Origin of the sequence: Ralstonia sp. TCR112, from assembly GCF_007997035.1 — a bacterium.
GTDB classification, from domain to species: Bacteria; Pseudomonadota; Gammaproteobacteria; order Burkholderiales; family Burkholderiaceae; genus Ralstonia; species Ralstonia edaphi.
Genome location: NZ_VOSS01000012.1, coordinates 55596 through 74576, shown reverse-complemented (window position 1 = coordinate 74576; position 18981 = coordinate 55596). Strand labels below are relative to the sequence as shown.

The 18981-nt window shown below is 65.1% G+C and carries 17 protein-coding genes and 1 pseudogene; 12 read left to right on the top strand and 6 right to left on the bottom strand.

The window, feature by feature from the left end:
* Positions 1-16: 16 nt before the first annotated feature.
* Positions 17-1453 carry an aldehyde dehydrogenase family protein gene (locus FUT88_RS05065; RefSeq protein ID WP_147214084.1) on the bottom strand — a complete coding sequence of 479 codons (1437 nt, stop codon included), beginning with the start codon at positions 1451-1453 and terminating at the stop codon, positions 17-19.
* A gap of 169 nt (positions 1454-1622) precedes the next feature.
* On the opposite strand from FUT88_RS05065, the gene ppa reads away from it, so the two are divergent.
* Positions 1623-2150 (top strand): inorganic diphosphatase, encoded by a 528-nt coding sequence (gene ppa / locus FUT88_RS05060; RefSeq protein ID WP_004636370.1) that lies wholly within the window; start codon positions 1623-1625, stop codon positions 2148-2150.
* Between the two features lie 300 nt (positions 2151-2450).
* Entirely contained in the window at positions 2451-2642 is a 192-nt protein-coding gene (locus FUT88_RS05055) for a hypothetical protein (RefSeq protein WP_027680822.1), read from the top strand.
* Positions 2643-2706: 64 nt separating this feature from the next.
* Here FUT88_RS05055 and FUT88_RS05050 read toward each other — a convergent pair whose 3' ends face one another.
* A complete protein-coding gene (locus tag FUT88_RS05050; protein ID WP_147214083.1) occupies positions 2707-3939 on the bottom strand; it encodes a GNAT family N-acetyltransferase in 1233 nt (410 codons plus the stop codon).
* 55 nt (positions 3940-3994) lie between these two features.
* Between FUT88_RS05050 and FUT88_RS05045 the strand changes: the two genes are divergently transcribed.
* The 3 genes from FUT88_RS05045 (at position 3995) to FUT88_RS05035 (ending at position 6620) form a co-directional block, all read left to right on the top strand.
* A complete protein-coding gene (locus FUT88_RS05045; protein ID WP_147214082.1) occupies positions 3995-5632 on the top strand; it encodes an NAD+ synthase in 1638 nt (545 codons plus the stop codon).
* 143 nt (positions 5633-5775) lie between these two features.
* Positions 5776-6267, top strand: coding sequence for a class I SAM-dependent methyltransferase (locus FUT88_RS05040; RefSeq protein WP_186829242.1), 492 nt, complete (start codon positions 5776-5778; stop codon positions 6265-6267).
* Positions 6268-6281: 14 nt separating this feature from the next.
* Entirely contained in the window at positions 6282-6620 is a 339-nt protein-coding gene (locus FUT88_RS05035; protein WP_004631293.1) for a P-II family nitrogen regulator, read from the top strand.
* 43 nt (positions 6621-6663) lie between these two features.
* Here the strand turns inward: FUT88_RS05035 and FUT88_RS05030 are convergent, their stop codons facing one another.
* The 3 genes and pseudogenes from FUT88_RS05030 to trxB form a co-directional block, all read right to left on the bottom strand.
* Positions 6664-7287, bottom strand: a complete 624-nt coding sequence (locus FUT88_RS05030) for a trimeric intracellular cation channel family protein (RefSeq protein WP_147214081.1) — start codon at positions 7285-7287, stop codon at positions 6664-6666.
* 22 nt (positions 7288-7309) lie between these two features.
* Complete coding sequence (locus tag FUT88_RS05025; RefSeq protein ID WP_147214080.1) at positions 7310-7975, bottom strand: Smr/MutS family protein; 666 nt, start codon at positions 7973-7975, stop codon at positions 7310-7312.
* 129 nt (positions 7976-8104) lie between these two features.
* Positions 8105-9060 (bottom strand): annotated as a pseudogene (gene trxB, locus FUT88_RS05020) (thioredoxin-disulfide reductase).
* 219 nt (positions 9061-9279) lie between these two features.
* On the opposite strand from trxB, the gene FUT88_RS05015 reads away from it, so the two are divergent.
* The 3 genes from FUT88_RS05015 to FUT88_RS05005 all read left to right on the top strand — a co-directional run bounded on the left by FUT88_RS05015 (position 9280) and on the right by FUT88_RS05005 (position 12843).
* On the top strand, positions 9280-11625 hold the full coding sequence (locus tag FUT88_RS05015; RefSeq protein ID WP_147214079.1) for a DNA translocase FtsK: 2346 nt from the start codon (positions 9280-9282) through the stop codon (positions 11623-11625).
* Positions 11626-11734: 109 nt separating this feature from the next.
* Positions 11735-12382: an outer membrane lipoprotein chaperone LolA gene (gene lolA, locus FUT88_RS05010; protein ID WP_147214078.1), complete on the top strand. Its 648-nt coding sequence runs from the start codon at positions 11735-11737 to the stop codon at positions 12380-12382.
* Positions 12383-12417: 35 nt separating this feature from the next.
* Positions 12418-12843, top strand: a complete 426-nt coding sequence (locus FUT88_RS05005; RefSeq protein ID WP_147214077.1) for a hypothetical protein — start codon at positions 12418-12420, stop codon at positions 12841-12843.
* 15 nt (positions 12844-12858) lie between these two features.
* Here the strand turns inward: FUT88_RS05005 and FUT88_RS05000 are convergent, their stop codons facing one another.
* Positions 12859-13755 carry a LysR family transcriptional regulator gene (locus FUT88_RS05000; RefSeq protein ID WP_063391622.1) on the bottom strand — a complete coding sequence of 299 codons (897 nt, stop codon included), beginning with the start codon at positions 13753-13755 and terminating at the stop codon, positions 12859-12861.
* 133 nt (positions 13756-13888) lie between these two features.
* Between FUT88_RS05000 and speB the strand changes: the two genes are divergently transcribed.
* The 4 genes from speB to serS all read left to right on the top strand — a co-directional run bounded on the left by speB (position 13889) and on the right by serS (position 18977).
* Entirely contained in the window at positions 13889-14848 is a 960-nt protein-coding gene (gene speB / locus FUT88_RS04995; protein WP_147214076.1) for an agmatinase, read from the top strand.
* A gap of 32 nt (positions 14849-14880) precedes the next feature.
* Positions 14881-16185 carry an MFS transporter gene (locus tag FUT88_RS04990; RefSeq protein ID WP_147214075.1) on the top strand — a complete coding sequence of 435 codons (1305 nt, stop codon included), beginning with the start codon at positions 14881-14883 and terminating at the stop codon, positions 16183-16185.
* A 90-nt stretch (positions 16186-16275) separates the two neighbouring features.
* The gene (locus tag FUT88_RS04985) at positions 16276-17583 is read left to right on the top strand and encodes a replication-associated recombination protein A (RefSeq protein WP_147214097.1); all 1308 of its coding nucleotides are present in this window, start codon (positions 16276-16278) and stop codon (positions 17581-17583) included.
* 77 nt (positions 17584-17660) lie between these two features.
* Complete coding sequence (gene serS, locus FUT88_RS04980) at positions 17661-18977, top strand: serine--tRNA ligase (RefSeq protein ID WP_147214074.1); 1317 nt, start codon at positions 17661-17663, stop codon at positions 18975-18977.
* The last annotated feature ends 4 nt before the right edge of the window (positions 18978-18981 follow it).

The window sequence follows — 18981 nt, the reverse complement described above, 5'->3', positions numbered from 1 at the left end:
AATGCTGCGTTGTGCCTTAGCCGTGACGGATGGCGATGGTCTTGAGCGTGGTGAAGCCGTAGAGCGCTTCGAAGCCCTTTTCGCGCCCGTGCCCCGATTGGCCCGTTCCGCCGAAGGGCAGTTCAACGCCGCCGCCTGCGCCGTAGTTGTTGATGAAGACCTGGCCTGCCCTGAGCTTGCGCGCAAGGCGCATCTGGCGGCCGCCGTCGTTCGTCCACACGCCGGCTACCAGGCCGTAAGGGGTGCCGTTGGCCAGGGCCAGCGCTTCGGCTTCGGTGTCGAACGGCATGGCGGCCAGCAGCGGGCCGAACACTTCCTGCTGCGCGAGGCGGTGCGTGTGCGGCACATCGCGCAGCAGCATCGGCGCCTGGTAATAGCCGGTCTCGGGCGCTTCGGGCACCACTTGGCCCTGCGCCATCACCGGAATGTTGGCGTGCTGCGCATCCGAGACGAAATCCCACACGCGCTGCTGCTGCTTGGGGTTAATGAGCGGGCCGCAATCCAGGTCCAGCGACGACGGGCCGACCCTGATGGATTCGAACACCGTTGCCAGCCGATCCAGCATCGCCTCATACACGCTGCGCTCGATCAGCACGCGGCTGCCGGCGGAGCACGTCTGTCCGGCGTTCTGGATGATGCCGTTCACCACGGCGGGGATGGCCGCTTCCAGATCGGCGTCTGCAAACACGATCTGAGGGGATTTGCCGCCCAGCTCCAGCGTGACGGGCACGTGGTTTTCCGCCGCCGCGCGGACAATCGCCTTGCCTGTTTCCGGGGAGCCCGTGAACGACACATGGTTGACCCCGGGATGCGCCGCTAGAGCCGCACCGGCTTCGTGGCCATAGCCGGTGACGATGTTGAGTGCGCCATCGGGCAGGCCGGCCTCGGCCGCCAGCTCGGCCACGCGCAGGACCGACAGGCACGCATCTTCCGCGGGCTTGACCACGCAGGCGTTGCCCGCCGCCAATGCGGCGCCCACGCTGCGCCCGAAGATCTGCATCGGGTAGTTCCACGGGATGATGTGCGCCGTCACGCCATGCGGCTCGCGCACGGTCAGCACGGTGGTATCGGCCGGGTAGGGGATGGTCTGCCCGTGCAGCTTGTCGGCCGCGCCGGCGTAGAACTCGAAGTAGCGGGCCACGGCGCGGGCATCGGCGCGCGCCTGGCGCATGGGCTTGCCGGTGTCGCGGGCTTCCAGACGGGCCAGTTCTTCTTCGTGATCGGCCAGGCGCAGGGCCACGCGCATGAGCACACGGCCACGCTCGGCCGGCGCCAACTGGCCCCACACGCCTTCGAACGCGCGCCGCGCGGCATGCACTGCCACGTTAATGTCGGTGGCGTTGCCGCGCGCAATCTCGGCAAAGGACTGGCCGTCGGACGGGTCGAACACCTTGATGCGCATCCCCGAATCGGGCGACATCAGACGGTTGGCGATGAAGTGCTGGGCATGCATGGGGGGTTCCTGCAAAAGATCGGCAACGCGCGATTTTCGCACGGGCGCGCGCCGGGTAGGGCAAGCGGCCGGGTGTGAGGGGCTATAATGCCCGCCGACAGTTTTTTACGCTTCTTTCCAACCATTTGCGTCGCGTTTTTACGCAGTTCGCGCATTCCGGAGCATTTCCATGAGCTTCAACAACGTCTCGCCGGGCAAGGACATCCCCAACGACTTCAACGTCATCATCGAGATCCCGGCGCAAAGCGACCCGGTCAAGTACGAAGCCGACAAGGAAACCGGTCTGCTGTTCGTGGACCGCTTCGTTGGTACCGGCATGCGCTATCCGGCCAACTACGGCTTCATCCCGCAGACGCTGTCGGGCGACGGTGACCCGGTCGACGTGCTCGTCGTCACGCCGTTCCCGCTCATCCATGGTTGCGTGGTGCGCTGCCGTGCCCTGGGCATGCTGAAGATGACGGACGAATCCGGTGTGGACGCCAAGCTGGTTGCCGTGCCTGTCAACAAGCTGAGCCCGGCCACGGCCCACATGACCGACCTGTCGGACGTCGGCCAGAACCTGCTGGACCAGATCAAGCACTTCTTCGAGCACTACAAGGCGCTGGAAGCCGGCAAGTGGGTCAAGGTCGAAGGCTGGGGCGGGATTGAAGAAGCCCACAAGGAAATCGCCGATGGCGTTGCCAACTATAAGAAGTAAGCGATTTCAGGATTTCGCCGTACGGCATGTCTGACAAATCCCGGCCTCCGGATGGAGCGCCGGGATTTTTTCTTTGCGAATTGGTCATCGGCGTGATGCTCGGAAATGCGCCGCCTCGCGTCAGCTCGCCATCTGCGCCCGGATGGGATCTTGTATGCGTTTTTTGATATCCATCACGGAATTTGCATACTTACCGCCCGGTAGTTCTGCTACACAGAGATTTAAGAAACGCTCATTTGCCCACCGGAAACGACCGCTCTAGACTCCCCGTCAAGTTTGACTCCAACCCCTGGTACTGCGATGTTGAACAAGACCGTTGTCGTTCCCGTGCTTTCCGCCGTGGCCATGGCCGCATTCACCGTGTGGGCGCTGCTGGTGGGCCCGCCGGACGCAGCCCACGCCGGCGAGCGTGCCGTCGCATCGGCCTCCATGGCTGTTGATTCGAACGCTGCCCACTGCGTGATTGCCCAGCAGAAACCTGCCGCGCACTGAGCTTCACCCCCGCGTCCGCCGTTCGTGCGGACGCCGTCTTTCCTGGTCCCGCCGTTTTCCCCTGCTAGTCCGATCCTGACCGTTGCTTGAAAGGCGAGCGGTCCGTCAGCTCGTCCAGATACGCTTCCATGCCGGCGGTTTCGCGGTCAAGGAACCTGCCCACTGCATCGGCAAATGCAGGGTGCGCCAGCCAGTGCGCCGACAGCGTTGCCACGGGCTCGAAGCCGCGTGCCATCTTGTGTTCGCCTTGCGCGCCACCTTCGAACGTGCGGATGCCGTGCGCGATGCAGTACGTCAGCGGCTGGTAATACGCCGTCTCGAAGTGCAGGCAGGGGTGATGCTCGATCGCGCCCCAGTAGCGGCCGTACATGACCGACGCCTCGGGGCGCATGTCGATCACCAGGAGCGCGCTGGCGATGTCGTTGCCGTCGCGCGAGGCGATCACCAGCAGCAGGTTCTCCGGCATCGTCCGGCCGATCTGGCGGAAAAACTCCAGGTTCAGATACGGCGACGAGTGATGCTCGCGGTAGGTGGTGCGGTAACACCGGTGGAAGAAGCGCCAGTCCGCATCCGTCGCAGCTGCGCCGGACACGTGGCGGAAGGTGATGCCTGCGTCGTGCACGCGTCGGCGCTCGGCGCGGATGTTCTTGCGCTTCTTCTGTTCCAGCACGGCCAGAAAGTCGTCGAAGCTGGCAAAGCCGGAATTGCACCAGTGGAACTGCACGCCCTGTCGCAGCAGCATGCCGGCGGCGCGCAATTGCTCGGCTTCATCGGCGGTGGGAAACAGCACATGCAGCGATGACAACTCGCTCTGCCGCGCCACCGCCAGCATTGTGTCGACCAGCGCCGCGCGTGCCGTCGCATCCCGCGCCAGCAAGCGCGCGCCCTGCACCGGGGTAAACGGCACAGCGGACAGCCATTTCGGGTAGTACTCCAGCCCGTGCTGCGCATACGCATTGGCCCAGGCCCAGTCGAAGACGTACTCGCCGTAGGAGTGGCCCTTCACGTACAGCGGCACGGCGGCAGCGAGCACTTCGCCGTCGGGGCCGTCTTGCCACAGCGTCAGGTATTGCGGCGACCAGCCGGTGTCGGGCGATGCGCTGCCGCTCTCATGCAGGGCGTGCAGGAAGTCGAAGCGCAGAAAAGGCGTCGCTTCGGGCTGCAGGGCAAGCAGGGCATCCCACGCGTCGCGGCCGATGTCGCGCAGATCGGTCACAAGTCGCGTGCGATAATTGGTCAATTCGTGTCGCGAACCAGCGCGCGCTTGAGGCTCGGGAACAAGGGGGCGAGAGGTCATGCCGCCGATTCTAATTCCAGCTTCGACTGGCGCGCTTGCAATCCATATTGCCCCCATGACCGTCTCTGTCGCTCTCGCCCAGATCAACTGCACCGTCGGCGATTTCGCCGGCAATGCTGCCCGCATCGTCGCCGCCGCGCGCGAAGCGCACCAGGCTGGTGCGCGCATTCTCCTCACGCCGGAACTGTCGCTCACGGGCTATCCGCCCGAAGACCTGTTGCTGCGCCCAGCGTTTATCGATGCCAGTGCGCGCGCGCTCGATGCGCTGATCGCCGAATTGGCGGCCTTCTCGGGTTTGCACGTGCTGATCGGGCACCCGCAACTCTCGCTGGAAGCGCCGGCGCCCGGGGTGCTGCCCAAGCCCACCAACAGCGCCACCGTTGCCGTGGATGGCCGCGTGATCGGCCGGTACAACAAGCTCGAACTGCCCAACAACGAAGTCTTCGACGAGAAGCGCTACTTCCAGCCCGGCACCGAGCCGTTTGTGTTCGAAGTGGACGGCACGCGCTTCGGCGTCGTCATCTGCGAAGACGCCTGGTATGCCACCGCCACGGCTTACGCCAAGGCGGCCGGCGCGCAGGTGGTGCTGATCCCCAACGCCTCGCCGTATCACCTGGACAAGGAAGACCTGCGCGAGCGGATCATCGGAGCGCGCGTGAAGGAATCGGGCTTGCCGCATGTGTATGCAAACCTCGTCGGCGGACAGGATGAGTTGGTGTTCGACGGGGGCTCGTTCGTGCTTGATGCCGAAGGCAACGTCGTCGTTCGGATGGGGCAGTTCGTTGAAGGCGTCGGCTACGTGCAGTTCGACGGTGGACGCGCGTTGCCGGGCACGGTCGTGCCGGAGGCGCCGCTGGAAGCCCAGGTGTATGAGGCGCTCAAGCTGGGCGTGCGCGATTACCTCGGCAAGAACGGCTTTCCGGGTGCGATCATCGGCTTGTCAGGCGGTGTCGACTCAGCGTTGGTGCTGGCGATTGCCGTCGATGCGCTCGGCGCCGATCGTGTGCGCGCGGTGATGATGCCCTCGCGTTACACGGCCGATATCTCGTGGGTCGATGCGCGCGACATGGCCGCCCGCCTGGGCGTGCAGTACGACGAAATCGCCATCAGCCCGATGTTCGACGCATTCAAGGACGCGCTGGCGGAGGAGTTCCGCGGGCTGCCGGAAGATGCGACGGAAGAAAACATCCAGGCGCGCATTCGCGGCACGTTGCTGATGGCGCTGTCCAACAAGAGCGGCCGGATCGTGCTGACGACCGGCAACAAGAGCGAAATGGCCGTCGGCTACTGCACGCTGTACGGCGACATGGCCGGCGGTTTTGCCGTCATCAAGGATATCTTCAAGACGCTCGTCTACCGACTGTGCCGCTACCGCAATACGTTGTCGGAAGTGATTCCGGAGCGCATCCTGACGCGGGCGCCGTCGGCCGAGCTGCGTGAAAACCAGACCGACCAGGACAGCCTGCCCGAATACGATGCGCTCGACGCCATCGTGCAGCGCTACATGGAGCAGAACCAGCCGGTGGCGGACATCATCGCGGCCGGCTTTGCCGAGGCCGACGTGCAGAAGATCGTGCGCCTCATCAAGATCAATGAATACAAGCGGCGTCAGGCGCCAGTGGGCATTCGCGTGACGCAGCGGGCGTTCGGGCGCGACTGGCGGTATCCGATCACGTCGCGCTTCAAGGAATAGGTCGCCGCCATGCTCGACTACTACGCCAAACGTGCCCCCGAATACGAGCGCATCTATACGAAGCCCGAGCGGCAGGGCGATTTGGCGTGGTTGAAGGCGCGCGTGCGCGACGTGACGCGCGGCGCGCGGGTGCTGGATCTGGCGTGCGGTACCGGTTTTTGGACCGAGGCGATGACCGACGCGCGCACATCGTTGGCGCCGATTACAACGACACCGTCCTGCGCATTGCGCGCGGCAAGGGCATCGCCGGGGCGTCGTTCGTGCGCGCTGACAACGATGCGCTGCCGTTCGCGCCGGGCGCCTTTGACGTGATGACGGCGGGCTGCTGGTGGTCGCATGTGCCGCTGCAGCATTTGCGCCGGCATGTCGAAGGGCTGCACCGCGCCTTGGGGCCCGGCGTGCGCGTGCTGTGGTTCGATAACCAGTATGTGTTTGGCTCGAGCACGCCCATTGCCTACAACGACGAACATGGCAATACGTGGCAGCGTCGCCCCCTGCGTGACGGCAGCGAGCACGACGTGCTGAAGAATTTTCCCGACGATCCGACGCTGCTGCAGACGGTGTCCGGCATCGCCGAAGATGTGCGCATTAACCGGCTCCAGTATTATTGGACGCTTGAATACTTCACCAACTAGTGAGCGAGACACCCATGAAACAGATCACCGCCATCATCAAGCCCTTCAAACTGGACGAAGTGCGCGAGTCGCTCGCCGACGTGGGGGTGACCGGCCTGACCGTCACTGAGGTCAAGGGTTTCGGCCGCCAGAAGGGTCACACCGAGCTGTATCGCGGTGCGGAATACGTGGTCGACTTCCTGCCGAAGATCAAGATCGAGGTGGTGGTGGCCGAGAGCCAGGTCGAAAACGTGATCGACACGATCGTCAAAGCTGCCAAGACCGGCAAGATCGGCGACGGCAAGATCTTCGTGATGCCGGTGGAACAGGTGATCCGCATCCGCACCGGCGAGAAGGACGAAGCCGCAGTCTGAAGCCGCCGCCCGTGGCCGGCGCGCCCGCGCCGGTCAGCGTTGATCAACGCGGCAGGGTGATGTTCCAGCGCAGCGTCACCAGCCGCCCGATCACGATCGCCAGCGTGGCGATCACCACAGACACGCTCGGCAGCAAGTCCGTGTGCGTCAGCCCGACGTAGAGGAAGCACCCGAGAAACGCGCACGTTGCGTACGGGTGATTGTCCCGCAGCAGCATGGGCACTTCATTGCAGACCACATCGCGCAGCAGGCCGCCAAAGGCCGCCGTGATCACGCCCATCATCACCGACACGAAGACCGGCACACCTGCATCGAGCGCCAGCTGCGTGCCAAGCACGCCAAAGAGCCCCATGCCGATGGCGTCGGCCACGATCAGCACGCGGTCGGACACCAGCTGGCTCACCAGCCGGATGACCCAATTGGCAAACAGGCTCATCACGAAGAGTGCGAGCAGGTATTGCTCGTGCTCGATCCAGTAGAAGGGCCGCCGATCCAGCAATAGATCGCGCAGCGTGCCGCCGCCAAACGCGGTCAGGAACGCGACGATGAACGCGCCCACGGCATCGAGGCGCCGCCGTTTAGCCTCGGCCAGCCCCGAGATGGCAAACGAGAAGACCGCGAGGATCTCCACCCAGTGCATCACCAACTGCAGGCGCGTTACGTGCATGTGTGTGCTGTCCGCCTGCGCGTCAGGAGCCGTACGGCTGGCGCAGCAGCACGAGCACCGCGCCCGCGCCGCCCGCCGTGTTGCGCGGCTCGACGAAGGCGATCACTTCTTCCTTCTGCACCAGCCACGAGCGCACCTTGCCCTTGAGCACGGGCGTTTTGTCGGGTGAGCCGAGGCCCTTGCCGTGGATCACGCGCACGCAGCGGATGCCCCGCTGCACGGCCCGGCGCAGGAAGGCGGCCAGCGCCTCGCGGGCTTCTTCGCGGCGCATGCCGTGCAGGTCGATCTGATCTTGCGTGGCCCACTCGCCGCGGCGCAGCTTTTTGAGCACGTCGTCGCCGATGCCCGGGCGACGGTAGGACAGCGTGTCGTCGGTTTCGAGCAAGTCGTCCACGTCGAATTCATCCGACAGGGAATCGCGCAGGACGGTTTGCTCTTCGGCGCGCGAATGCACAGGGTCTGGCGCGGGCGGATTGCGCGGATGTTCGACGCGCTTGTTCTGGCGCAGGGCGCTCACCTCGCCGATGCTGGCGCGGAACACGTTGGCTTCTTCGGCGGCCTTGCGTGCGGCGGCTTCGGCGCGCTGGCGTTCGGCTTCGCGTGCCTCCGTTTCGTGCTTGAGCTGGTCACGCAGGCCGGCCAGGTCGGTCAGGCTGAGCTTGTTGGCGGGGGAGGAAGCGCGTTTCATGGTGAAGGGCGGGCGAGGACGTCGGGTGGAGCGTCTGTCGATTATACGAAGGCGCCGCACATGGCAAAACGGCCGATGGTTACCCATCGGCCGCGTTGTTTGCGCCCGGGAGACCCGGGGCGGTGAAGCTTACTCCAGGCTTTCCAGGTAGCGCTGGGCGTCCAGCGCGGCCATGCAGCCCGTGCCGGCGCTGGTGATGGCCTGGCGGTAGATGTGGTCCTGCACGTCGCCGGCGGCAAACACGCCCGGGATGTTCGTGGCTGTCGCCATGCCGTCCAGGCCGCTCTTCGTGCGGATATAGCCCGTGTCATTCATGTCGAGCTGGCCGCGGAAGATGTCGGTGTTCGGCTTGTGGCCGATGGCGATGAATACGCCAGCCACCTTGACCTCTTCGACCTTGCCTTCGTTCTCGTTCGTGCCCTTCAGGCGGGCGCCCGTCACGCCGGAGTCGTCGCCCAGGATCTCGTCGAGGACCATGTTGGTCTTGATCTCGATCTTGCCTTTCTTCTCCTGCTCATGCAGGCGGTCGATCAGGATCGGCTCGGCGCGGAACTTGTCGCGGCGGTGGATGAGCGTGACCTTGCTGGCGATGTTGGCCAGGTACAGCGCTTCTTCCACGGCGGTGTTGCCACCACCCACCACGGCCACTTCCTGGCCCTTGTAGAAGAAGCCGTCGCACGTTGCGCAGGCAGACACGCCGCGGCCGGCGAAGGTTTCTTCCGACGGCAGGCCCAGGTATTGGGCGACGCGCCGGTGGAGACGATCAGTGCGTCGCAGGTGTATTCGCCCGAATCGCCCACAAGGCGGATTGGCTTTTCGTTCAGATGCGCGGTGTGGATGTGGTCGAACAGCACTTCGGTCTTGAAGCGTTCGGCGTGCTCCAGGAAGCGCTGCATCAATTCGGGGCCTTGCAGGTGCTCCTTGTCAGCGGGCCAGTTCTCCACGTCGGTGGTCGTCATGAGCTGGCCGCCCTGCGCCAGGCCGGTAACCAGCACCGGGTTCAGGTTGGCCCGGGCAGCGTAAATCGCGGCCGTGTAGCCAGCGGGGCCGGAGCCAAGGATCAGCACTTTTGCGTGTTTTGCCATGATGCGTTCTGAGTGTGCGCGGCACGAGGGGTGGAGCGCCGCCGTGCAGGCTAGGTGAGGGTGATGGGCGCCATTATAAAGTGGCACCCCCTCGTCCGCCCGGTTGTAAATTCCAATGGCGGTGATAGGGCCGCGTTACAATCCTTGGCATCGTATTTGTGCTGTCCCAAGCCGCGTGGCCTTGCCCAAGCGGCACATCCGTCTCTCCGCGTCTCCCGCATGGCTCGAGCTTCCACCACTCCGACAACCCGCACTGACCCATCCGCACTGCCATCCCGCATTGGGCGGCTGCTCGGGGAGGTCCGCTGGTTCCTGTTGCTGGCGGTGACCATCGCCTTCCTGATCATTCTCCTGTCATACAACCGGGCCGACCCCGGTTTCACCCACGCCAGCCAGGTCGACGAAATTCGCAACCTCGGCGGCCGCGTGGGCGCGTGGCTGGCCGATCTGCTGCTGTTTGTCTTTGGCGCGTCCGCTTACTGGTGGGCGGTGCTGCTGGTGCGCAAGGTCTGGCGCGGCTGGCGCGAGCTGATGTCGGACGAACGTCTGCCGCGTACGGCCATGCCGCGCGTTGATGCCAGTGTCACGTGGATCGGCTTTGCGCTGATCCTCGCTTCCAGCATGGGTTTGGAAGCCATTCGCATGTATTCGCTGCACATGAAGCTGCCCCGTGCGCCTGGCGGCGTGCTGGGCGATGTGATCGGCGGGGCGATGCAGCATTCGCTGGGCTTTACTGGCGGCACGCTGGCGCTGCTGTTCACGTTCTTGGTCGGGCTGTCGCTGTTCTTCCATTTTTCGTGGCTGAACCTGGCTGAGCAGATCGGCGCCGGCGTCGAGATGCTTTTTGTCGGCTTCAAGACGCGCCGCGAGAGCAAACAGGATCGGGCCATCGGCGAGGCCGCCAAGGTTGAGCGCGAAGAAGTGGTCGAAACGCGCCGCGTGCGCATTGAAGAATCGCCGCCGGTGCAGATCGTGCGCCCGACCGCCGTGGTCAAGAGCGAGCGCGTGGAGCGCGAGAAGCAGCAGCCGCTGTTTGTCGACATTCACGATTCCGACCTGCCGCCGCTGGCGCTGCTCGATCCGATCCCGCCGGTCGTCGAAACCGTGAGCGCCGAGACGCTGGAATTCACCTCGCGCCTGATCGAGAAAAAGCTCAAGGATTTCGGCGTGGAAGTGCAGGTGGTGGCGGCCTATCCGGGGCCGGTCATCACGCGTTACGAAATCGAGCCCGCCACGGGCGTGAAGGGCAGCCAGATCGTCAACCTGGCGAAGGACTTGGCGCGTTCGCTGTCGTTGGTGTCGATCCGCGTGGTGGAGACGATTCCGGGCAAGAACTACATGGGTCTGGAACTGCCGAACCCCAAGCGCCAGGCCGTGCGCCTGTCGGAGATTCTCGGTTCGCAGGTCTACAACGAGAGCGCATCGCAGCTCACGCTGGCGCTTGGCAAGGACATCGCCGGCAAGCCGGTGGTGGCAGATCTCGCCAAGATGCCGCACTGCATGGTGGCCGGCACCACGGGTTCCGGCAAGTCGGTCGGCATCAACGCGATGATCCTGTCGCTGCTGTACAAGGCCAAGGCCGACGCGGTGCGCCTGATCCTGATCGACCCCAAGATGCTGGAGCTGAGCATCTACGAAGGCATTCCGCACCTGCTGTGCCCGGTCGTGACCGACATGCGCCAGGCCGGCCACGCGCTCAACTGGGCCGTGGGCGAAATGGAGCGCCGCTACAAGCTCATGAGCAAGATGGGCGTGCGCAACCTGGCCGGCTTCAACAAGAAGATCGAAGAAGCCGCCGCGCGCGAAGAGAAGATTCCCAACCCGTTCAGCCTCACGCCGGATGCGCCGGAGCCTCTCGACAAGCTGCCGATGATCGTCATCGTGATCGACGAGCTGGCCGACCTCATGATGGTGGTCGGCAAGAAGGTCGAAGAGCTGATCGCGCGGATTGCGCAGAAGGCGCGTGCCGCCGGCATCCACCTGGTGCTGGCGACGCAGCGTCCGTCGGTGGACGTGATCACGGGCCTGATCAAGGCCAACGTGCCGACGCGGATTGCGTTCCAGGTCAGCAGCAAGATCGACTCGCGCACGATTCTCGACCAGCAGGGCGCCGAAGCGCTGCTGGGCATGGGCGACATGCTGTACCTCGCTCCCGGCACCGGTTTGCCGGTGCGCGTGCACGGCGCGTTTGTGTCGGACGAGGAAGTTCACCGCATCGTCGATAACCTCAAGGCGCAGGGCGAGCCGAACTACATCGAAGGCATTCTCGAAGGCGGCGTGGCCGATGGCGAGGGCGGTGGCGATGGTTTTGGCGGCGGCGCCGGCCTTGTCGGTGCGGGCGGCGGCGAGGCCGATCCGCTGTATGACCAGGCGGTCGACGTGGTGCTCAAGAATCGCCGCGCGTCGATCTCGCTGGTGCAGCGTCATCTGCGCATCGGCTACAACCGCGCCGCACGCCTGCTCGAAGACATGGAAAAGGCGGGGCTCGTGTCAGCCATGTCGGGCAACGGCAACCGCGAAATCCTGGCGCCCAATCGCAACGGCAACGTCGTCGAAGAGGAATGACGCTGCCCGCATGGCGCGCGCATTTGCAGTTACATCGCGTTACCGCGCGGGCGGAATGTTCCGGCGCGGCCGGCCACTAACAACAAGATCAACTGAAACCGGGATTCCTATGTTTGTGTTGAAAGCACGTCACCTGATGGCCGCCGCGCTGGTCTCGCTGGCGACATGGTCTGCCGGCGCCTACGCAGGGGCGGTCGAACAGCTCAACGCCTTCGTGAGCAATGTCAGCACTGCGCGCGGCGAGTTCGTGCAGCGGCAAGTGAAGGGCGGCACCAACGGCAGCCCGCTGCGCGTGGCCGGCACGTCCAACGGTGATTTCGTCTTCTCGCGCCCGGGCCGCTTCGTCTGGCGCTATGTGAAGCCCTACGAACAGCAGCTCTCGGCCGACGGCCAGACGCTCTACATCTTCGACAAGGACTTGAACCAGATCACGGAGCGCAAGCTCGATGCGTCCCTGGGTTCCAGCCCGGCCGCCATCCTGTTCGGCAGCAACGATCTGGCGAAGAATTTCACGCTCAAGGAAGGTGGTACCAAGGACGGCATCGACTGGGCCGAACTCACGCCCAAAGCGAAGGACACCCAGTTCGAGCGCATCGCCATCGGCTTTCGCAGCGGCGAGCTGCAGGGGATGGAGCTGCGTGACGCCTTCGGGAACACCACCCTGCTGACGTTCTCGAACATCCAGAAGAATCCGCAACTGCCGGCCAACGTGTTCCGCTTTACGCCGCCCAAAGGGGCCGACGTCATCAAGCAATGACGCGTAGAGGCCGGTTTTCGATCAGGAGACCGACCATGCCTTTGCCGTTCACTACGTCGCTGCACCGAGCCGCCGCTGTTGCCGTTGCGGCGTCAGCGGCGGCCGTCTTTGCGGGATGCGCCTCCACCGGAGCGTCCCGTTTTGACGTCGATTCGTTCCTCACCGCGCCAGACACGGTGCTGGCCGAGGCCTTGGTCAACAAGGATTTCCTGCATGCGACCGAGCTGCCCAGCGCCGAGTGCGGCGCATTGGTGAAGGGTCACGCGGGGCAGGTCGTGCCGATCCAGGCGCCGGTTGATCCGCGTCTGCCCGAGGCTTCGGCGCGTCAGCCGTTCGTGATTCAGCCGCCAGCCAGCGAGAACGTCTGGCTGCTGCTGCGCGCGTCCAACGGGACGCAGTCGTGCCATGGGCCGTTGCAGGCCAAGGCGTTTATGGGGTTGGTGCAGCGCGCGTCGAACTGACGGCATGACCGTCGTCTAAGCGTGGGCCGCTTTCATGTCGGCAATGAAGGCGGCCAGCAGATCGTTGCGCCGGGCATCGCGGCGCACCACCATGTCGAACGGCACCTCGTAGCGCATGGCTGCGGGTGCCAGCGGCGTCAGCAGGCCCTGGGCTACGTAGGGCGCCGCAAAGTGCTCCGGCAGGTAACCCAGGTGTCGCCCGGAGAGCACCAGCATTGCCACCGCTTCCATGTTGTCTGCCACCGCAGTCACCGGCCGCTCGGCCGGCGACCCCGCCGCTTCCGGCAGCGGATAGCTGCGCCACGCCCACGCGTGCGCCAGCGCCTGCGCGGGCGTCACGTCCCCAGCCTTGCTGAACAACGGATGGCCGCGCCCCGCATACGCAAGCTGCGTCTCGTGGAAGATCGTCGTGTAGTCCAGCGCCGGCACGCGGTGCCAGAAATAGCCGATCGCCATGTGGATCTTGTTGTCGAGCAGCAGTCCTTCCAGCTCCCCGGGCGGGCGGACCGACACCGTGAAATGCACGGATTCATCGCGTTGCCGAAAGCGCTCGATGGCCTGGCTGATGCGTGCATTCGCATTGACGGGCGCATGGCCGATCAATCCGAGATTCAACGTGCCGACCAGCGTGCGGCCCACCTTGCGCGCCTCCGCGCTGAAGACGTCGAGTGCGCCCAGCAGCTTGCGTGCGGAATCGACGAAGCGTTCGCCGCGCGCGGTGAGCCGGAAGCCGCTGCGGCCGCGCTCGCATAGCCGGTAGCCCAGTCGGGTCTCCAGCGTGGACAGCTGCGTGCTGATGGTGGATTGCCCCACGTTCAGCGTTGCCTGGGCAGGGGTGATGCCGCCCGCGTCGACCACGGCGAGAAATACGCGGATCAGTCGCAGATCAAGATCGGAAGCTTGTCCCAGCACGGTGGTCGATACATCGCTCTATATCGATGTTTGATTCGGAGATTTCGCATTCTACGTGCGAAATTCATCGGCAAGAATGCAGTGTATCGACACTCCTTACATCGGCTCGGGCCGATGTGACCATGCGACTGCCATGAACGACCGCGCCGACCTCTTCCAGCCCGCCTCGGGCAACGCCATGCCGCGTTTTGGCGGCATTGCCACCATGATGCGGCTGCCTGCCGCCACGTCAGCCGCCGGGCTGGACGCCTGTTTTGTCGGTGTGCCGTTCGACCTTGGCACGTCCAACCGCAACGGCGCGCGGCTGGGGCCTCGGCAGATCCGCGCAGAATCCGTCCTCCTGCGGCCGTACAACATGGCCACGCGCGCCGCGCCGTTCGACTCGCTGCGCGTGGCCGACATCGGCGACGTGCCGACCAACCCATACAACCTGCATGACTCGATCGCGCGCATTGAGGCGGCTTACCGGGAGATCATCGCCGACGGCTGCCGCCCGATCGGCATGGGCGGCGACCACACCGTCACGCTGCCCATCCTGCGCGCGATGCATGCGAAGTACGGCTGCATCGGCCTCATCCACGTGGACGCGCATGCCGACGTCAACGACACCATGTTCGGCGAGAAGATCGCGCACGGCACGCCATTTCGCCGCGCGGTGGAAGAGGGGCTGCTCGACTGCAACCGCGTTGTGCAGATCGGCCTGCGCGGCACCGGCTACGCGGCCGAAGATTTCGACTGGTGCCGCGAACAGGGCTTTCGCGTGGTGACCGCCGAGGAATGCTGGCACCGATCGCTCACGCCGCTCATGGAAGAGGTGCGCGCCCGCGTGCAGGGCGGCCCCGTCTACATCAGCTTCGACATCGACGGAATCGACCCCGCCTATGCGCCGGGTACCGGCACGCCGGAGATCGGCGGCCTGACCGTGCCGCAGGCGCTGGAGGTCGTGCGCGGTGCGCGCGGTCTCGACATCGTCGGGGCGGATCTGGTCGAGGTGTCCCCGCCATATGACCCGTTCGGGACGACGGCGCTGCTTGGCGCCAACCTCGCGTTCGAGATGCTGTGCGTGCTGCCCGGCGTCGAATACCGCGCCTGACGCGATATCCATGAGAACAGAGAGGAGACCCCATGCAAGCAACGCAATCGACCGCCCAGCCGCGCCGTGCAGCGATGGCCTCGTTCATCGGCACCACGATCGAGTGGTACGACTTCTACAGCTACGCCACGGCGGCGGCGCTTGTCTTCGGGCCGCTGTTCTTTCCGGGAGAGAACCGCTTGCTGGGGTTGCTGGCTTCGTTCGGGTCGTTCGCCATCGGATTTCTTGCCCGTCCCATCGGCGGCGTGCTGTTCGGCCGCATTGGCGACAAGCTTGGCCGCAAGCGCGCGCTGATGGGCACGCTCACCCTCATGGCCGTGGCCACGGTGCTGATCGGTTGTCTGCCGACATATGCGCAGGCCGGGTGGATTGCGCCGGTCGCGCTGGTGGCGTTGCGTGTTTTGCAAGGCATTGCCGTGGGCGGCGAATGGGGTGGCGCGGTGCTGCTGGCCGGCGAGCATGCGCCGAAAGGCCGGCGTACGTTCTTCGCCTCGTTCGCGCAGCTGGGCAGCGCCGGAGGTCTGATCCTGTCGATGCTGGCCTTTTCCGCCGTCAGCCGGCTCGAGCCGGAGGCCTTCATGGCGTGGGGCTGGCGCTTGCCCTTCCTGGCGAGTGCGGTGCTGCTGGCCGTGGGCTTTGTGATCCGCATGTCGGTCAACGAATCGCCGGAATTCGAGGCGATGCAGGCCTCCGGCGACGTGGCGAAGCAGCCGCTGGCGGAGGCGCTCAAGGCATGGCCGCTCATTGCTCTGGCCATTGGCGCCAACGTGTACGGCATCGCGGGCGTGTACTTCAGCAACATCTTCATGATTTCGTACGCCACGCAGTACCTGCAGCTCGATCGCGCAATGATTCTCGACTGCATGTTCTGGGTGGCCGTGCTGCAGTTCTTCGTGCAGCTCGGTGCGGCCACGCTGGCCGACCGTTTCGGAACACGCCGCATGCTGGTCATCCTCGCGGCTTTCGCGGTGGTCGTGCCGTTCGTCATGCTCCCGCTGGTCCGCATGGGCGAGTCGCACACCGTGTTTGCAGGGGTGGCCATCGCAACGCTGGCCGAGTCCGGCTATTACGCGATCATCGCGGGCTTTGTCAGCGGCATGTTCGCGGCGCGCATCCGCTACACGGCGATCTCGTTGTCGTATCAGGTGTGCGGCGCATTTGCGGGTGGCCTGACACCGCTGCTTGCCACGGTGCTGGCAGATCGCTTCTTCCCGCTGTGGTGGCCGATGGCGATCTTCTATGCCGGTTTTGCGGCGCTGTCGCTGATCTGCGTGCTTTTGATCGGCCGGAGCAGGCCGGTCGCAGACGAGCCGGCGTTGGACGCACGCGCCGCCTGACGCTGCCGTGGGAAGCGGTCGGCGAGCGGATTCTGCGACAATCCTCGCATGAACGCTTCTGCCTCTCTCTTCCCGGACGCGCCCGCCCACATGCCGCTGGCCGAGCGCCTCCGCCCCCATTCCGCCGATGAAGTGATCGGTCAGCAGCATCTGCTGGGCCCGGGCAAGCCGCTGCGCGTGGCCTTCGCGTCGGGCGAGCCGCATTCGATGATCCTCTGGGGGCCGCCCGGCGTTGGGAAGACCACGCTGGCGCGGCTGATGGCCAATGCGTTTGACGCAGAATTCATCGCGCTGTCCGCGGTCCTCTCCGGCGTCAAGGACATCCGCGAGGCCGTGGAGCGTGCGGAGCAGTTTCGCGCCAATGGCCGACGCACGCTCGTCTTCGTCGACGAAGTCCATCGCTTCAATAAAAGCCAGCAGGACGCCTTCCTGCCGCACGTGGAAAGCGGGCTGTTCACCTTTATCGGCGCGACGACGGAAAACCCCTCGTTCGAAGTGAACGGCGCATTGCTGTCGCGTGCCGCGGTGTACGTGCTCAAGAGCCTGTCGGACGACGAGCTGAAGCAGCTTGCCGAACGCGCACGCCAGGAACTGGGCGGGCTGGAGTGGACGCCCGCCGCACTCGACGCCATCGTCGCGTCGGCCGACGGCGATGGCCGCAAGCTTCTCAACAACGTGGAAATCGTCACCCGCGCGGCGCGTTCGCAGGCCGAGGGCGATACCGTTCCGGTGATCGACGAGGCGCTGCTGGCCTCTGCGCTGTCCGAGAATCTGCGTCGCTTCGACAAGGGCGGCGACGCCTTTTACGACCAGATCAGCGCACTGCACAAGTCCGTGCGCGGCTCCGATCCGGACGGCGCGCTGTACTGGTTCTGCCGCATGCTCGATGGCGGCGCAGACCCGCGCTATCTCGCGCGCCGCATCGTGCGCATGGCGTGGGAAGACATCGGCTTGGCCGACCCGCGCGCCGGCCGCATCACGCTCGACGCCGCGGAAACGTACGAACGCCTGGGCTCGCCGGAAGGGGAGCTGGCGCTGGCCCAGGCGGTGATCTACCTGGCCATCGCGCCCAAGTCGAACGCCGGCTATAACGCCTACAACGCGGCGCGCGCCTTCGTCAGCCAGGACAAGTCGCGCAACGTGCCCGTGCACCTGCGCAATGCGCCCACCAAGCTGATGAAGGAACTCGGCTACGGCCATGCCTACCGCTACGCGCATGACGAGCCGGAGGCCTACGCCGCCGGCGAAACCTACTTCCCCGACGATCTGCCCCCGCAGAATTGGTACGTGCCGACGCCGCGCGGCCTGGAAGGCAAGATTGGCGAGAAGCTGCGGCACCTGCGCGAGCTGGATGCGCAGTGGCACGCCGAGCAGGACAAATCCTCCCGTAACAAATAAGCCCCACGGCCGGTACGATAAAATCGGCGTTTTCGGTCGTTCAGACCGCTCGCAATCTTCGGTTTCCTTTTCCCACCATGCTTGATATCCAACTGCTGCGCAAAGACATCGACGCCGTCGCCGCGCGCCTCAAAGATCGCGGCTACGTGCTCGACGTGGCCGGCTTTGCCGCGCTCGAAGCGGAACGCAAGGCCATCCAGACCCGCACCGAAGAGCTGCAGGCCCGCCGCAACAGCCTGTCCAAGCAGATCGGCATGCTCAAGGGCAAGGGCGAGGACGCATCAGGTGTGATGGCCGAGGTGTCGGGCATCGGCGACGAGCTGAAGGCGTCTGCCGCGCAACTCGACGTGGTGCAGGCGAAGTTGCAGGACCTGATGCTGTCGATCCCGAACCTGCCGCACGAAAGCGTGCCGGCCGGCCGCGACGAGACGCAGAACGTGGAAGTGCGCCGCGAAGGCACGCCGCGTGCGTTCGACTTCCCCGTCAAGGATCACGTGGACCTGGGCGCCGCGCTGGGGCTGGATTTCGATGCGGGCGCCAAGCTGTCGGGCGCGCGATTCACCGTCCTGAAAGGGCAGGTGGCGCGTCTGCATCGCGCACTCGCGCAGTTCATGCTCGACACGCACACGCTTGAGCACGGCTACACCGAAGCGTACGTGCCGTACATCGTCAACGCTGCGTCGATGCGTGGCACGGGCCAGTTGCCGAAGTTCGAGGAAGACCTGTTCCGCGTGCCGCGCAAGATGGGGCACAGCGCCGAAGGCGAAGACGGCGAGCGCGTCGAGAACTTCTACCTGATCCCGACTGCCGAAGTGCCGCTCACGAACCTCGTGCGCGATGAGATCGTGGCCGCCGATGCGCTGCCGATGATGTTCGCGGCGCATTCGCCGTGCTTCCGTTCCGAAGCCGGCTCGTACGGCAAGGACACGCGCGGCATGATCCGCCAGCATCAGTTTGACAAGGTCGAGATGGTGCAGATCGTGCAGCCCGACACGTCGTTCGATGCGCTGGAAGCCATGACGAACGCCGCGGAGAACATCCTGCGCAAGCTGGAACTGCCGTTCCGCACCATCGTGCTGTGCACCGGCGACATGGGTTTCGGCAGCACCAAGACGTACGACATCGAGGTGTGGATCCCGGCGCAGAACACGTACCGCGAAATCAGCTCGTGCTCGAACATGGGCGACTTCCAGGCGCGCCGCATGCAAGCGCGTTTCCGCAACGCGCAGGGCAAGCCGGAATTGGTGCACACGCTCAACGGTTCGGGCCTCGCCGTGGGCCGTACGCTGGTGGCCGTGCTGGAGAACTACCAGAACGCGGATGGCTCGGTCACGGTGCCGACGGTGCTGCGCCCGTATCTGGGCGGCCAGGAAGTGCTGAAACCGGCAGTTTGATCAG

What these genes read in the sequence shown, in the direction of transcription:
- FUT88_RS05065 (WP_147214084.1), bottom strand. Translation starts at nt 1,453, where the DNA reads ATGCATGCCCAGCACTTCATCGCCAACCGTCTGATGTCGCCCGATTCG.
- ppa (WP_004636370.1), top strand. Translation starts at nt 1,623, where the DNA reads ATGAGCTTCAACAACGTCTCGCCGGGCAAGGACATCCCCAACGACTTC.
- FUT88_RS05055 (WP_027680822.1), top strand. Translation starts at nt 2,451, where the DNA reads ATGTTGAACAAGACCGTTGTCGTTCCCGTGCTTTCCGCCGTGGCCATG.
- FUT88_RS05050 (WP_147214083.1), bottom strand. Translation starts at nt 3,939, where the DNA reads ATGACCTCTCGCCCCCTTGTTCCCGAGCCTCAAGCGCGCGCTGGTTCG.
- FUT88_RS05045 (WP_147214082.1), top strand. Translation starts at nt 3,995, where the DNA reads ATGACCGTCTCTGTCGCTCTCGCCCAGATCAACTGCACCGTCGGCGAT.
- FUT88_RS05035 (WP_004631293.1), top strand. Translation starts at nt 6,282, where the DNA reads ATGAAACAGATCACCGCCATCATCAAGCCCTTCAAACTGGACGAAGTG.
- FUT88_RS05030 (WP_147214081.1), bottom strand. Translation starts at nt 7,287, where the DNA reads ATGCACGTAACGCGCCTGCAGTTGGTGATGCACTGGGTGGAGATCCTC.
- FUT88_RS05025 (WP_147214080.1), bottom strand. Translation starts at nt 7,975, where the DNA reads ATGAAACGCGCTTCCTCCCCCGCCAACAAGCTCAGCCTGACCGACCTG.
- FUT88_RS05015 (WP_147214079.1), top strand. Translation starts at nt 9,280, where the DNA reads ATGGCTCGAGCTTCCACCACTCCGACAACCCGCACTGACCCATCCGCA.
- lolA (WP_147214078.1), top strand. Translation starts at nt 11,735, where the DNA reads ATGTTTGTGTTGAAAGCACGTCACCTGATGGCCGCCGCGCTGGTCTCG.
- FUT88_RS05005 (WP_147214077.1), top strand. Translation starts at nt 12,418, where the DNA reads ATGCCTTTGCCGTTCACTACGTCGCTGCACCGAGCCGCCGCTGTTGCC.
- speB (WP_147214076.1), top strand. Translation starts at nt 13,889, where the DNA reads ATGAACGACCGCGCCGACCTCTTCCAGCCCGCCTCGGGCAACGCCATG.
- FUT88_RS04990 (WP_147214075.1), top strand. Translation starts at nt 14,881, where the DNA reads ATGCAAGCAACGCAATCGACCGCCCAGCCGCGCCGTGCAGCGATGGCC.
- FUT88_RS04985 (WP_147214097.1), top strand. Translation starts at nt 16,276, where the DNA reads ATGCCGCTGGCCGAGCGCCTCCGCCCCCATTCCGCCGATGAAGTGATC.
- serS (WP_147214074.1), top strand. Translation starts at nt 17,661, where the DNA reads ATGCTTGATATCCAACTGCTGCGCAAAGACATCGACGCCGTCGCCGCG.